The sequence below is a fragment of the Streptomyces sp. NPDC003635 genome (assembly GCF_053587635.1).
Map to the genome: position 1 here is coordinate 89,580 of NZ_JBSFOK010000011.1, position 14,464 is coordinate 104,043.

A 14,464-nucleotide genomic window follows, 5' to 3' on the forward strand; every position below is an offset into this window, starting at 1 on the left:
GGCGAGCACCTCACCATGTCCGACATCGTTGTTATCGGCGCGGGGCACGTCGGTCTGACCCTGCTGGCCGACCTGGAGCTGACCAAGCCCCACCACGGACTCGGCGCACGCCTGCTGTCCTTCGAGAACTCCGCCTCCGTCAGGGAGCGCAGCCGGAACTGGACCCGGCTGGTCATGGAGAACCTGGTGACCGGCTCGGTGGAGACCTGCACGCTCGCCGACAGCCAGTTCGGCTCGCTGTGGAGCGAGGAGGGCCGGCAGGCCCTGGCCGACGCCGGCACCCTCGTCGTCACCGTCCCCGACATCCCGCACCTCAGGCTGGAGCTGTTGGACCACCTCGAACGCTCGGTGGACCTCAGCGGCAAGGTGATCGTCTTCGTCCGTGGCGGCCAGGGCGGACAGCCCGTGCTGGCCAAGTGGATCAGGGACTCGCCCCGGCTGCGGGACACCTCGGTCGTCCTCGTCGAGGACTCGTTCTACGGAACCCGGGTGATCGGCGGCACGGTCCAGTACAAGCGCAAGATCTCGGTCAACGTCTCGGTGTACTCGCGCGACCCGGACCGGGCGCTCACCGCGCTGCGCCGGATGTTCCCGCTCGGCGAGCACATCGGCCGGCCGTCCTGGCCGGACCTGCGGGTCTGCGACGGCATCGACCTGCTCTTCAACCCGCTCGGATACATCATCCACGTCGGGGTGGCACTGGATCCGGAGAACCTGGAGAAGACGCGCCAGGGGATCAGATACACGCACTACATCGACGGCATCTCGGCCGGTCTCGCCGCCCGACTCGACCTGCTGGACCGCGAACGCGTACTCCTGGCAAGGGAGTTCGGGGCGGAGGCGCAGACCTTCCCCGAGATCATCCAGCGGCAGTACGGCCTGCGACCCCAGGACTCCTTCTACGCCATGATGCAGTCCTGCCGGGGCATCTACCGCTCGCTGTCGAGCGGCAGCATCGACGAGCTGCGCGGCTCCCGGGTGCTCACGGAGGACGTGCCGGCGTTCCTCACGATCCGCTGGCTCGCCGACCGGGCCGGGCTCGACATGCCGCACACCCGGGCGTACTTCGACGACGTCATGGCCGGTCTGCGGGACATCGGTGCCGACGTCGAGTCCTGCACGACGTACCTGCCCCATCTCGCCAAGATCGACGGCGGTGTCGAAGGCGTCAGAGACCTGCTGAACGCGCCGCTGGCCGCCGCCGCGCTGTCCGCGCCCTGACCCCGGGAAGGTGAAACCAGCCATGCCCCAGCACGTCCGCGACGTCCTCGTCGTGAACCGCCGCAGACAGGAGCTCGTGACCCGGATCCTGCGGGATCCCGGGATACGCCTGTCGCTGATCACGGAACCCGACTGTCTGCGGGACTACCCGTCGACGGACGGGATGGAGTCGGTGACCCTCGTCAAGAGTGTGCAGAACCTCGACGAGGTCCGACACGCCACGCTCGACCTGATGAACCGCTACACGTTCGACGCGATCGTGGCACCGGCGGAGAGTTCGATACCCACCGCGGGCTACCTCCGCAGCTACCTGGGAATGCCGGGCATTCCCTTCGACGTGGCCCACGCGTTCTGCAACAAGAACGCGATGAAGGCGAGGCTGCGCGGAGCCGGACTGCGCGTCGCACGCACCACGCTGGCCCCGTCCGACGGGAGCGTCGCGGAGTTCCTGCGCCGCCACGGGCTGCCCGCGGTGATCAAGCCCGCCTGGGGCGACGGAGCCGCGAACGTCCATGTGGTGCGGACCGAGGCGGACATCACCCGGATCGCCCGGGCCGACGGCCCCCTTCTCAGCAACGACGAAGCGCCTTTCCTCATCGAGGACTTCGTGGAGTTCGAGGAGGAGTACCACTGCGACGGGCTCGTCCACGACGGCGAGGTGCGGTTCACCGCCGTGTCGAAGTACACCAGCCCGCCGCTGCGCGCCAAGGGCTCGGTGTTCGGCTCCCACACCCTGCCCGCCGACAGCGACGAGGCGAGGGAACTCACCGCGCTGCACCGGGATGTCGTACGGGCCATGGGGCTCGCCGACTCCGTCACCCACCTGGAGGTCTTCCGCACCGCGGACGGGCTCGTCGTCGGCGAGATCGCCTGCCGTCCGGGCGGCGGAGGCATCCCGCAGACCCTCCTGCGCGCCTACGGCTTCGACGTCTGGGAGCACTTCCTGGCCACGGAGCTCGGCGGCCGGCCGGCGTGGACGCCCGAGCCGGCGGACGGGATCTTCGGCTTCCTGATGTTCCCGGTGCGTCAGGGCGTGGTGCGGCGCGTCCCGAGCGCCGACGTGTTCGCCGATATCCCCCAGGTCGAGAGCGTCGCCGTCACGGCCGGACCGGGGGACCGGATCTCCGGGATGCTGTACTCCACGAGCCGGGCCGGCATGGCGCAGTTCCGCGTCGACTCGGTCGACGAGGTACCCGCCCTGGTGGAGGCGCTGCGGGAGCGGTTCGTCGTCGAGTACGAGGAGCCCGAGCCGGAACCCGGGGCGGCGTCGTGACGGACGACGCGGCGTCCGCCACGACGGTGCGGGACGGCGGCGGTGAGACGGGCGGATCCGAGGGCTCGATGCGCCACTTCTGGGTGTTCACCCTGGCCTCGGCCGTCTCCCGGCTCGGCAACACCTTCCTGAACGTCGCCATGCCGCTGGTCCTGCTCACGGTCACCGGATCGACGACGGTCGCCGCGCTCAGCTTCGGTGTCCAGCTCGCGCCCTACGCGCTCTCGCCGGTGTTCGGAGTCGTCGTCGACCGCTTCGACCGCCGACGGGTGTTCGTCTGGGCCGAGGTGGCGCAGTGCGTCCTCGTGGCGCTGCTGCCGCTGGTCGTCTCCGAGGACAACGTCGTGGCCGTGCTGGTGCTGCTCTTCCTGGTGGGCTGCGGCGGACTGACCTCGGAGCTGACGAGCGACTTCGGGCTGATCCCGCAGATCGCGCCCGCCCACAGCCTGGCCAAGGCCTACAGCCGCTACACCACGACCATTTCCGTGGTGCGGTTCGCGGGCCCGGCCGTGGCCGGGGTCCTGCTCGGCACTCTGGGCGCCCGCGGCGCGCTCTGGATCGACGCGGCCACCTTCCTGGTCACGGCGGGGGCGGCGGCGTGGCTGCCGCTGCGCGCCACCGAAGGGCGCGGACCGAGCGTCTTCCGCGAGATGCTGACGGACGGCTTCAGCTGCTTCTGGCGCCTCAAGCAGGTGCGGCGGCTGACGGTGGCCATGACCGTCTTCAACCTGGGTGCCGGTGCCCTGCCGACCGTGCTCGTCGTCATCGCGCAGACGCACTGGCACTGGAGCCCGCAGACCACGGGGACGGCCCTCGGCCTGGGGGCCGCGGGCGCCGCCGTCGGCGCCTGGGTCACCCCGCGCGTCGCGCCGGGGCGGGGACTGCAGACGCGCGTCGGCATCTGGTTCGCCTTCTGCGGTCTCGGCGGCGCCGCCATGCTCCTCGGCTCCCCGGCCGCCGTCCTCGTGGGGTTCTTCCTGCTGTCCATGGGCGAGGGCGGGATGAACGTCACCACCAACGAGTACCGGTACAACGCGATCCCCGGGGACCTGCTGGGCCGGGTCAACGCGATCATCCGGGCCGCCGTGATCAGCGGCGCGGCGGCGTCCTCGGTGGTCCTCGGCCACACCGTCTCCCTGGACGACGCGTGGGCCTGGACGGCGCCGGTCGTGCTCGGCGCCGCGATCGCCGCGGTGCTGTGGTCCACCCGGCCGGACCGGGCGTCCCTTCCGACCACATCCTGACTCAGACCGACCGATTGAGAGCATCGTGATCACCAACGCGTTGGAGAACGTCCACCGCCGGTACGCCGAGAAGCGTCCGGTCAGCAGGGAACTGCACACGCGGGCCAGGTCCTTCCTGCCCTCGGGAACCACTCGCTCCGTGCTCGACTTCGACCCGTTCCCCTTCACCGTCGCCTCCGCCGCGGGCTGCCGTCTCACGGACGTCGACGGCCACGAGTACCTCGACTACCTGGGGGACTACAGCGTCGGCCTCGCCGGGCACAACCCGGAGGCGGTACGACAGGCCGTCACGGAGGTGCTCGACAAGGGCTGGACGTTCGGCACCGTGGCGGCGGAGGAGGCCGAGGTCGCGCGGATGCTCTGCGAGCGCTTCGCGATGGACCTCGTCCGTTTCACCCCCTCCGGCACCGAGGCCAACCTCGTCGCCATCAACCTCGCCCTGAAGGCCACCGGCCGGACCAGGATCCTGGTGTTCGACGGCGGCTACCACGGCGGCTTCCTCAGCTTCAGCCGCGGCCGGCCGGCCCTGGACGTGCCGTTCGACGCCGTCATCTGCGACTACAACGATCTCGACGGCGTACGGGAGGCGTTCCGGCAATTCCCCGAGCAGCTCGGCTGTGTCCTGGTCGAGCCGATGCTCGGCTCCGGCGGACGCATCCAGGCCGTTCCGGGCTTCCTGCAGGGGCTGCGGAGCCTGTGCGACGAGCACGGCAGCGTGCTCGTCTTCGACGAGGTCCAGACCTCGCGCATGGCCTACGGCGGCGGCCAGTCCCTGCTGGGGGTCCGACCGGACCTGACGACGCTGGGCAAGTACCTCGGCGGCGGCTTCGGGTTCGGCGCGGTCGGCGGCGCCCGGGAGTTGATGCTCCAGATCGCGCGCGGTGGACAGCGCTCCCTCGACCACTCCGGCACGTTCAACAACAACCGCTTCTCCATGGCGGCCAGTGCGGCCATGCTCGGCGAGGTGCTGACGCGGTCGTCCCTGGCCGAGCTGTTCCGGCGAGGCGAGGACCTGCGCAAGCGGGCCGACGGCGTGCTGCGGGAGTACGGCTTCCAGGCCACCGGCTGGGGTTCCCTCATGGGGATCCATCCCACCGACGCCCCCTTGGTCCGTGCCTCGGACCTGGCCGGCACGGACCGCCGCCCGGTGGAGCTGCTGTTCCACGAGATGCTGGAACGGGGCGTCTACCTGGGCAAGAGCGGCTTCGTCACGCTGTCCCTGCCCCAGACGGCGGAGACCGACGACCACTTCCTGACCGCGCTGGAGAGTTCCGTGCGCGCCGTCGCGGGGGCGGGCGCGTGAGCAGGGGACCGAGCAGAGCGCGTACGGCCGTGGCGGGCGGCCCGGCTTCGTCGGACCGGCCCGCCCGGCTGCCCGTTAGGCTCCCCGCATGACCACGCACACGACCGCCTCAGTCAGCGTCGACGCGATGCTCGACGACCTCCGGATCCTCGTGGAGACCGAGTCGCCCTCCCGCGATCTGGCGGCGCTGGAGGCCTCGGCCCGAGCGGTCGCCGGTGTCGTCGAGGACCGCCTCGGCGGGACGGCCGTCCTCGTGGAGAGCGCGGCCGGACCGCATGTGCACTGGTCGGGCGGGGGTGAGCCGAAGGTGCTGATCCTCGGCCACCACGACACCGTTTTCCCGCTCGGCACCCTGGAGCGCCGCCCGTTCAAGGTCGAGGACGGCCGCGTGACGGGGCCCGGTGTCTTCGACATGCTGGGCGGTCTCGTGCAGGCGATCCACGGCCTGGCGCTGCTCGACGAGTTGGCGGGCGTGGAGATCCTGGTGACCGCCGACGAGGAGGTCGGCTCCCGGGCTTCCCGGGTGCTGATCGAGGAACGCGCCCTCGCCTGTGGTGCCGTGCTGGTGTTCGAGGGGGCGGCCGACGGCGGCGCCCTCAAGACGGGCCGGAAGGGGTGCGGCACCTTCGAGGTCTCCATCACCGGGCGCGCCTCGCACGCGGGCCTGGAACCCGCCGCGGGAGTGAACGCCCTGATCGAGGCGGCCCACCAGGTGCTGGAGATCGCGGCTCTCTCGCGGCCCGAGATCGGCACGACGGTCACGCCGACCGTCGCCGCCGCCGGAACCCAGGACAACGTCGTTCCCGCGCAGGCGACCGTGTTCGTGGACGTGCGGGTCGAGTCGGCCGAGGAGAAGGAGCGTGTCGAGTCGGCGTTCGCAGCCCTGACTCCCCGCCTCGACGGTGCCGTGATCTCCGTGCAGGGAGGGGTCGGCCGGCCCCCCATGCCCGAGTCGGCGTCGACCCCGCTCATGGCCCTGGCCCGGAGCCTGCGGCCCGGCATCGAGGGCGTGGCCGTCGGCGGCGGCAGCGACGGCAACTTCACGGCTGCCCTGGGTGTGCCGACGCTCGACGGGCTCGGAGCCGTCGGGGGCGGCGCCCACGCGGACCACGAGTACCTGCTGGTCGACACCATGGCCGACCGGGCGCGTCTGGTCGCGGGCTTGGTGGAAGCGATCCGCGACAGCCCCGCGGAGCGACTCCGGACGACCGATCGCTGAGGAAAGAGAGAAGCGGGAGGGAGAAGAGGGAGGGGACGCGGGTCCCGGTCGTTCACCTCCGCCGACCGGGACCCGGGTGCGTCCCCGGATCCGGCCGCGGCGGCAACACTCCCCCGAGCAACGCGTCTTACGCGCGCACCGTCGGGCCAGATCCGATGGAGTGATCAGATCAGGTCGCACCAACGGATCGCTAACATGTGGCCAACGGTTCTCCGCGCGGTCGTCGGTCACCTGGCCTGAAGTCGTCGAGACGATCTTGCCGGACGGCCGGAACAGTAGCGGATCCCGGCGGGTGGCCCGCCGGGCGGAGGTGGCGGAATTCCGCCGTCGAGGGGCGGAAACCCGCCACGGCGGCCGGAGTACGCCGTGATGCGCACCCCTGCGGGCGCGCGGAAAGGCAGTGGGCGGCGTGAAGCGGTACGAGCTGCGGTTCGGACTGCTGGGGCCGCCGGTCCTCTACGACAGTGACTGCGGCGACGGCGCGGTCGGCGAGTGCGGCGGCGACTACGACGAGTGCCGCGACTACGACGGGTGCGGCGACAGGCTCGTCGTCCGGCCCATCGGCAGCCCCAAAGCCCGCGCACTCCTCGCCGCACTGCTCCTCGAAGCCGGGCGTACCGTCTCCGTCGACGCGCTCAAGGACGCCCTGTGGGGCGGTGCGCCGCCCGCCTCCGCGCACGCCTCCCTCCACAACCACGTCACCCGGCTGCGCCGACTCCTGGACGACCCCTCCCGGCTGCGCGCCGTCTCGCCCGGGTACCTGCTGCGCGTCGACGACGGCGAACTGGACGTCCACGTCTTCGAGGCGCATCTCGCCGCCGCCCGCGCCGCCCACATCGACCGCGACTGGCCGGGCACCGCCCGCGAGTGCGCCGCCGCCCTCGCCCTGTGGCGCGGCACGCCGCTCGGCGGACTCCCCGCCGACGTGGGTGGTTTCCCCCTCGTGCAGCGCCTGATGGAGTCGCGGCTGCTGCTCCTGGAGTGGCGCTACGACGCCGAGTTGGCCTTGGCCGAGGGTCGACTGGACGCCCTGCTGCCCGAGTTGGCCGCCCTCGCCGCCGAACACCCCCTGCGCGAGGCCTACCACCGCCAGCTGATGCTCGCCCTCCACCGCAGCGGTCGCCGGGCGGAAGCCCTCGCGGTCCACCGCGACCTGCGCCGCAGGCTCGTCGAGGAACTCGGCGTGGAGCCCGGACCTGGCGTACGCGGAGCACATATGGAGGTGCTGCGGGGGGCTGTGGAGGAGGGGGGTGACAGCGGGAGCGGCGGAGGAGGCCGGAGCCGTACGGTACTTGGCGACGACCGCCGTACCGGCGGCACCGCCCGCAGCGATGACCGGGGCCACGCCGAGGGGTCCGACCGTACGGGCAACGACAGCGGTCCAGCCCCCACCACCCACCAGCCCCCGAGCCCCGACGCCCGACCCGCCGAGGAGCCGTCAGCCCTCGGCGCCGCGCACGCCCGGCCCGCCGAGCAGCCCACAGGCCCTGGTGCCGCGCAAGCCCGGTCCGCCGAGGAGCCTTCAGCCTCCGGTGCCGCTCATGCTCGGTCCGCCGAGGAGCCTTCAGCCTCCGGTGCCGCTCATGCTCGGTCCGCCGAGGAGCCTTCAGCCTCCGGTGCCGCTCATGCCCGGTCCGCCGAGGAGCCTTCAGCCTCCGGTGCCGCTCATGCCCGGTCCGCCGAGGAGCCCACAGGCCCCGGTGCCACTCACGCCCAGCCCGCCGCCACGCCCCCGCCGCCTCCCGTCGCCCCGCCTCGCCCAGCCCAACTCCCTCCACCCCCAGCTCACTTCACCGGCCGCACCCCCCTCGCCGAGGATCTCCACCGCGCCCTGACCGCCCCCACCCCGAACACCACCGTCACCGTCCTCACCGGCATGGCCGGCATAGGGAAGAGCGCGCTGGCCCTCCATGTCGCCCACGCCCTGGCCGACCGCTTCCCCGACGGTCAGCTCTACGTCAACCTCCACGGCGCCACCCCGGGCATGCTCCCCCTCACCGCCACCCAGGCCCTCGCGGCCCTGCTGCGGGACATCGGCGCAGACCCCCGTGCCATCCCCGAACACCCGGACGCGGCAGCCGCGTTGCTGCGGTCGATGCTCGCGCCCACCCGCACGCTCCTGGTCCTGGACGACGCCGCGAATGCCGCCCAGGTACGGCCGTTGCTGCCCGCGGCCCCCGGCTGCGCCGTGATCGTCACCAGCCGTTCGTCCCTCGCCGCCCTCGACGGCGTCCGGCGCTTCCCGCTCGCACCCCTGTCCGACGAGGACAGCGCGGCGCTGCTGCGGGCGGTGTCCGGACGGGACGACGGCATCGACGCCGGCCACCCCCTCGTAGCACTCACCGGCCGCCTCCCGCTCGCCCTCCGTGTCGTCGCGGCACGGCTCGCCGCGCGCAGCGCGCTCACCCCCGACGTACTGGCAGGTCAACTGGCCGCCACCGAGCGGCGGTTGCAGCAGCTCGAGTACGACGATCTCAGCGTCCGTCGCTCCCTCGCCGTGGCGCACGACGCGCTCGCCGCGTCCGACCGCGAGGCCGACCGGGACGCGGCCCTCGTGCTCCGCCGGATCGGCGCCCTGGACCTGCCCGAGTACGGCGCCCCCCTGCTCGGCCGCCTCGGCGGCATCGGCACCCGGCGCGCCGAGGACGCCCTCGACCGGCTCGTCGACGTGGCGCTCCTGGAGGAGACGGCGCTCGGTCGCTACGTCCCCCACGACCTGGTCCGCGACTTCGCCCGCGAGCTGGCCGGCACCGAAGGCGGTACCGCCGTCGCCGAGACCGCCCTCAGCTGGTACGCCGCCCTCGCCGAACGCGTCCTCACCGCGATCGTCGAACCCGGCCTCGACCAGGACGACCGCCGTCGCCCCACGTCCTGCCAGCCTCCCGAACACGCGGCCCAGGTCGCCGACGTCCACCCCTTCGGCGGCTCCGAGGCCGCCTTCGCCTGGGCCGACGCGGAGCTGGCGAACATCGTCGCGCTCACCGAGCGGTACGCCGACGTGCCCGCCCCGCGCATCGCCGCCCGTGTCTGCACCCTGCTGCGGCTGATCTTCCCCTACCTCCAGCGCGGCGGCCGGCTCGCCGAGATGGAGGTCCTCGGCCGGGCCGGCCTGCGCGTCGCCCGGCGCCTCGGGGACGCGGCGGCCGAGGCGTACGCCCTCGGCGACCTGGCCGGAGTGCACTTCCTCACCGGCCGCCAGAGCGAGGCCCTCGCCCTCAACGACCAGGCCCTCGCCATCTGGCAGGAGCTCGGCGTCGTCTCCTGGATGCGCCGCTGCCTCAACAACCGGGGCCTGCTGCTCGAAGGCCTCGGCCGCTACCCGGAGTCGGAGCGGGCGCTGCGCCAGAGCCTCGCCTATTCACGGCAGTTGAACGACCCGTACGGCGAGGCCGTCACCCACCAGCACCTCGGCAACCTGTACGAGCACACCGACCCCCGTGCCGCCATCGAACAGCACCGCCTCTCACTGGCCATCGGCGAGACCATCGGCCACGTCCTGATCCAGATCTACGCGCGGTGCAACATCGGCTACGCCCAGCTCACCCTCGGTGAACCGGTCGCCGCCGCCCGGCACTTCGAGGAGAGCCTGCGCGTCCTCGACGGCCACGGCGACTGGCACGGCGAGTCGCAGACCCGCCTCGGCCTGGTCCGCTCCCTGCGCCTGCTCGGCCGTACCGAACGGGCCGACCGGGAGTGCGCCGAGCTGCTGCGCCGGGCCGAGGCCCGCGCCGACCGCTACACCGGTGGTCTCGCCCGCCACCAGCACGGTCTGCTGCTCCACGAGTCGGGACGAGTCGCCGAGGCCCGCGCGGCCTGGCGGGCGGCCCTGGACGCGCTCGACGGGACCGACGAGAAGGCGGTCCTGGCCGAACTCGATCTGCTGCTGGCCGAGGACGAAGCCCCCGAACTCCGCGCCCGCGCCGGACGCCACACCTGATCACTTCGCGTCCGCATAGCACTCCACCACCGCCGTCGTGAACGGAAACCGCACCGGCGTCTCCCCGAACGTCAGCCGCCCCGCCAGCTCCGCCGCCTCCCGGATCGCCGCCACCACCGCCTCGGCCTCCTCCTCGGGACAGTGCACGATGACCTCGTCGTGCTGGAAGAACACCAGCTCGGCCGCCATGCCCGCGCAGGCCTGGCGCAACGCGGCGAGCAGCAGCAGCGCCCAGTCGGCGGCGCTGCCCTGGACGACGAAGTTACGGGCGAAGCGGCCCCGCGCGCGGGCGTCGCTGGACGCGTATCCCGGCACCCACTGCTGCTGCGTCTCCTCGGCGTCGTCCGCGACGGGGATGCCCGCCTCCTCCGCCGAGTCCTCGCCCGCACCGGCCGCCGGTGGACAGGTGCGGCCCAGCCAGGTGCGCACCAGCCGCCCCTCCGCACCGGCCCGCGCGGCATCGTCGACGTAGGCCACCGCGCGCGGGAAACGGCGCCGGAGCGCGGCCAGGTTCTTCAGGCCGTCGCCGGAGGTCTGGCCGTAGACCGCGCCGAGGACGGCGATCTTGGCCTGGTCGCGGTCGCCGGAGAAGGCCCGGTCGGAGACCGACTGGTAGAGGTCGCTCTCCCGGCCCGCCACCTCCATCAGACCGGGGTCGCGCGAGATGGCGGCCAGCACGCGCGGCTCCATCTGGTCGGCGTCGGCCACCACCAGCCGCCAGCCGGGGTCGGCGACGACCGCCCGCCGGATCACCTTGGGGATCTGCAGCCCGCCCCCGCCGTTGGTCACCCAGCGTCCGGTGACCGTGCCGCCCGCGAGGAACTCCGGCCTGAACCGCCCCTCCCGCACCCAGTCCTGGAGCCAGGACCAGCCGTGCGCCACCCAGATCCGGTACAGCTTCTTGTACTCGATCAGCGGCGCGACGGCCGGGTGGTCCACGGACTCGAGCTCCCAGCGGCGGGTCGACCGGACCTTGATGCCGGCCTGCGCGAAGGCCTTGACGACATCGGCGGGCAGATCGGGCCGGACCCGGCGGCCGAAGGCGGCGGACACCTCGTCGGCCAGCTCGGCCAGGCGGCGGGGCTCACCGCCGCCCGCGTACCGCTCGCCGAGCAGTTCGTGCAGCACCCGGCGGTGGACGTCGGCGCTCCACGGCAGCCCGTACCGGTTCATCTCTGCGGCTACCAGCATCCCCGCCGACTCGGCCGCCGTCAGCAGCCGCATCCGCTCCGGGTGCTCGGCCTTGTCGTGCCGCCGCTGCTGTTCGGCGTAGACCTCCACAAGGTCGGTCAGCGGGAGATGGACGGCCTGCGGCTCGAACAGCGGGGACTGCGCGCCCGGTTCGGCGGCGCGCTGGGGCGGGTCGGGCGGTACGGGTCCGCCGCGCAGGCGGGCCAGGGCGGCCGCCGCGGAACGGGGTTCGCCGTACCGCCCCTCGTGGCCGAGCAGGAGGGTCTCGGCGTCCTCGACGTCGTAGCACCGCTCCACTCGCACCCCCGTGGCGAGCAGGCGCGGGTAGACCTCGGCGGTGGAACGCCAGACCCAGCGCGCGACCTCCGGCCTGCCGCGCACCGCCGCGGCGAGGTCCGGCTCCCGCACGACCGGCGCGGCGGGCAGCCCGTCCGGGCCGAGGGGGGCGAGCTCCACGCCGCCGTCCTCGGCCGGTGCGAGAGCCCACCGGTCGGTCATGCCACGAGTGTGGCAGGGGGGTCTGACAATCGCCCCTCACCTGCGCTTCTACTTCGGCGGCGTCACCGCCAACCGCACCGCCAGGCCCGTGAGGACCGTGCCGGACCCTCCGGCGGCGCCCGTGATCCGGACGGTCCGCCGCCGGGAGCCCCCTCGCCCTCCGGCGGCCGCCCGGAACCCGCCCGCACCGCACCCGGCCCGCTCCCGCGCCTCGGTGGTGGGGAAGTCGCCGGCCCACCCCGTGCCCCTCTCACCCGCATGACACGATCCTCCCGTGACCAGCACGCCCCGCACCGTCGACCTCGCCTTTCAGGCCGCCCTGCACACCGACTCCGACACGGCCCTGGACACCGGCGCGTCCCTCCTCGCCGCCGATCCGGGCGCGGACGCGGAACTGGAGCGCAGGGGAAGGGAGTTCGTCGCGGCGGCCTGGCGGCGGGGGTGGCAGCCCGCCGACGTGGTCCGGGTCGTCCGCCGGGACCTGGACGACGTACATGAGCGTCTGCTATCCGCCCTCGTCCACGCGCAGGCGCCGGACGACATCCCGCGCGGTCCCCGCTGGCGCGCCCAGCTCGACGGGCTGGACACCACACCCCCGCCCCCGGCGGACCGCTTCTCGCACGCCACGGCCGTCCTGGAGCTGTACCGCCTGCTGCTGCGGCTGCCCCGCCTGGAGCCCCTGGACGAGCAGCAGCAGTCGCGCAGACCCGAGTCCCGGATGCTGACCAGGATCCGCGCGCTGCTCGCCAAGGCCGAGGCCACCGGCTTCCCCGAGGAGGCGGAGGCGCTGTCCGCCAAGGCGCAGGAGCTGATGGCCCGGCACAGCGTGGACGAGGCCCTGCTCTCGGCGGGGGCGCCGGACCCCGACGCCCCCGGCGCCTGCCGGATCGGGGTGGAGCCGCCGTACGAGCAGGCCAAGGCGGTGCTGCTGGACGCGGTGGCCGGGGCGAACCACTGCCGCGCGGTGTGGAACGAACCCCTCGGCTTCTCCACGGTGGTCGGTTTCGAGGCCGACCTGGAGGTGGTCGAGCTGCTCTACACCTCGCTGCTCGTCCAGGCCCAGACGGCGATGACCAAGGCGGAGGCGGCCCAGCGCGCGGGCGGACGCAAACGGACCAAGACGTTCCGGCAGTCGTTCCTCGCCGCCTACGCGCACCGCATCGGCACCCGCCTCACACGGGCCGCCGAGACGCAGGTCAGCGAAGACCTGCTGCCGGTCCTGGCGTCCCGGGAGGTCGCGGTCACGACCCGGCTCGACCGCATGTTCCCCGAGACCACCACGACCCGGCTGCGCGGCGTCAGCGACGCGGCGGGCTGGACCGAGGGTGCCGAGGCGGCGGACCAGGCCCAGGTGAAGGCCCGGCGCCGCCTGGAGTAGGAACCTCAGTCCCCCTGCTGGAAGCCGCTCACCGAGGCGTCCGGCCGCTCCCCCTTGAGCGCGACATCGCCGTACGACCACGGGAAGCTCCGTGTCCCGTCGGCGCCGGGCAGGGCGAACTCGACCGTCTTCACGGCCAGGCCGTCCGTCCCGCCGCGCACGTAGGTGACGGTGAACGACGTCGTGCCGCCCTTGGCGAGCGTCCGCTTCGGGGCCGCCGCGTCGGGGGCGACGGCCGCCACCCTGTCGTCCGCCTTCAGGGTCACCGCGGGCATGCCGTCCAGGGCGCACGCGGCGCCCTTGTTGGTGAGCGTGAGGGTCACGTTGCCGGTGTCCCCGGCGGCCGGGGCGGGGTTGGCCGGACCGACCCGCGTCTCCATGTCCCCGATCGCGCAGGCGGCCGTGGAACTCTCGCCCCGCTTCCCGTCCCCGCCACCGGCGTCACTGCCGTCGTCGCCGCAGGAGGTCAGCAGAAGGGCCGCGGCGAGGGCGGTGAGGGGGAGCAGGGCGGTGGTGCGCATGAGGTGTCCTCAGGGGTGCGTGACGGATCGCGTGCATGGATCATCACGCATACGACCGTGGATCAGCCGCCGAGCCCCGCCGTCGGCAGCCCCGTGGGCAGGGTGGCACCCTCCGCCTTGCGGTACGTCTCCGCGCCCAGGCCGCTGTCCCAGGTCACCTTCAACGTGTCCTTGTCCACGGAGTCGACCGTCCCGCTCGACCGGTCCTCGGTGCCGTCGGAGCACTCCAGCTTGATCGTTTCGCCCGCCGTGCCGCTGCACACGGTCCCGCCGGTCGCGAAGAGCCCCGCCTTGCTGCCGGTGACGACCAGCGCCACGGCCTTGCCGTCGGTCGTGGCGAGCCAGCTGCCCTCCAGCTCGCCCGCGGGGGAGGCCGTACCGCCGCCGCCCCCGCCGGTGTCGGCGGTCTCAGTGGCGGACGGCGTGGAGCTCGCGCTGGGCGAGCCGTCGTCGGAGGACCCGTCGTCGCTGCACCCGCTCAGCACGAGCACACTGGCGAGACCGGCGGCCGCGGCCGCGATCCGCATCCGTCTGCGCGTCACGCGCGCGTACGCCGTCCTGCGCGGCACGCGCGCGTACGTCGACGAAGTCACTGCAAGCCCCCAGGATGAGCCGGTCGGGACGGTACGGCCGCAAGCTACCAGGACGTAACCAGGACCAGAACGGCCATCGCGGAAAC

At 73.2% G+C, this 14,464-nt stretch carries 10 protein-coding genes; 7 read left to right on the forward strand and 3 right to left on the reverse strand.

Going from position 1 to position 14,464, the window contains the following annotated elements; translation table 11 throughout:
* The first annotated feature begins 15 nt into the window (after positions 1-15).
* From ACWDRW_RS13445 to ACWDRW_RS13470, 6 genes are all read left to right on the forward strand, one after another.
* Entirely contained in the window at positions 16-1,221 is a 1,206-nt protein-coding gene (locus tag ACWDRW_RS13445) for an NAD/NADP octopine/nopaline dehydrogenase family protein (RefSeq protein WP_451722827.1), read from the forward strand.
* Positions 1,222-1,243: 22 nt separating this feature from the next.
* A complete protein-coding gene (locus ACWDRW_RS13450; protein ID WP_451722828.1) occupies positions 1,244-2,494 on the forward strand; it encodes an ATP-grasp domain-containing protein in 1,251 nt (416 codons plus the stop codon).
* The gene (locus ACWDRW_RS13455; protein ID WP_451722829.1) at positions 2,491-3,738 is read left to right on the forward strand and encodes an MFS transporter; all 1,248 of its coding nucleotides are present in this window, start codon (positions 2,491-2,493) and stop codon (positions 3,736-3,738) included. Before ACWDRW_RS13450 ends, ACWDRW_RS13455 begins: the two co-directional genes overlap by 4 nt.
* A 25-nt stretch (positions 3,739-3,763) precedes the next feature.
* Entirely contained in the window at positions 3,764-5,041 is a 1,278-nt protein-coding gene (locus tag ACWDRW_RS13460; protein ID WP_451722830.1) for an aspartate aminotransferase family protein, read from the forward strand.
* Positions 5,042-5,129: 88 nt separating this feature from the next.
* On the forward strand, positions 5,130-6,260 hold the full coding sequence (locus tag ACWDRW_RS13465; RefSeq protein WP_451722831.1) for a M20 family metallopeptidase: 1,131 nt from the start codon (positions 5,130-5,132) through the stop codon (positions 6,258-6,260).
* 400 nt (positions 6,261-6,660) lie between these two features.
* Positions 6,661-10,197: a BTAD domain-containing putative transcriptional regulator gene (locus tag ACWDRW_RS13470; RefSeq protein WP_451722832.1), complete on the forward strand. Its 3,537-nt coding sequence runs from the start codon at positions 6,661-6,663 to the stop codon at positions 10,195-10,197.
* On the opposite strand, the gene ACWDRW_RS13475 is transcribed toward ACWDRW_RS13470, so the two are convergent.
* On the reverse strand, positions 10,198-11,886 hold the full coding sequence (locus tag ACWDRW_RS13475; protein ID WP_451722834.1) for a bifunctional 3'-5' exonuclease/DNA polymerase: 1,689 nt from the start codon (positions 11,884-11,886) through the stop codon (positions 10,198-10,200).
* Positions 11,887-12,160: 274 nt separating this feature from the next.
* Between ACWDRW_RS13475 and ACWDRW_RS13480 the strand changes: the two genes are divergently transcribed.
* Complete coding sequence (locus tag ACWDRW_RS13480; RefSeq protein WP_451722835.1) at positions 12,161-13,264, forward strand: DUF2786 domain-containing protein; 1,104 nt, start codon at positions 12,161-12,163, stop codon at positions 13,262-13,264.
* Between the two features lie 5 nt (positions 13,265-13,269).
* Here the strand turns inward: ACWDRW_RS13480 and ACWDRW_RS13485 are convergent, their stop codons facing one another.
* Positions 13,270-13,785, reverse strand: a complete 516-nt coding sequence (locus ACWDRW_RS13485) for a DUF4232 domain-containing protein (protein WP_451722836.1) — start codon at positions 13,783-13,785, stop codon at positions 13,270-13,272.
* Between the two features lie 62 nt (positions 13,786-13,847).
* Positions 13,848-14,312: a hypothetical protein gene (locus ACWDRW_RS13490; RefSeq protein ID WP_451722959.1), complete on the reverse strand. Its 465-nt coding sequence runs from the start codon at positions 14,310-14,312 to the stop codon at positions 13,848-13,850.
* Positions 14,313-14,464 lie beyond the last annotated feature (152 nt).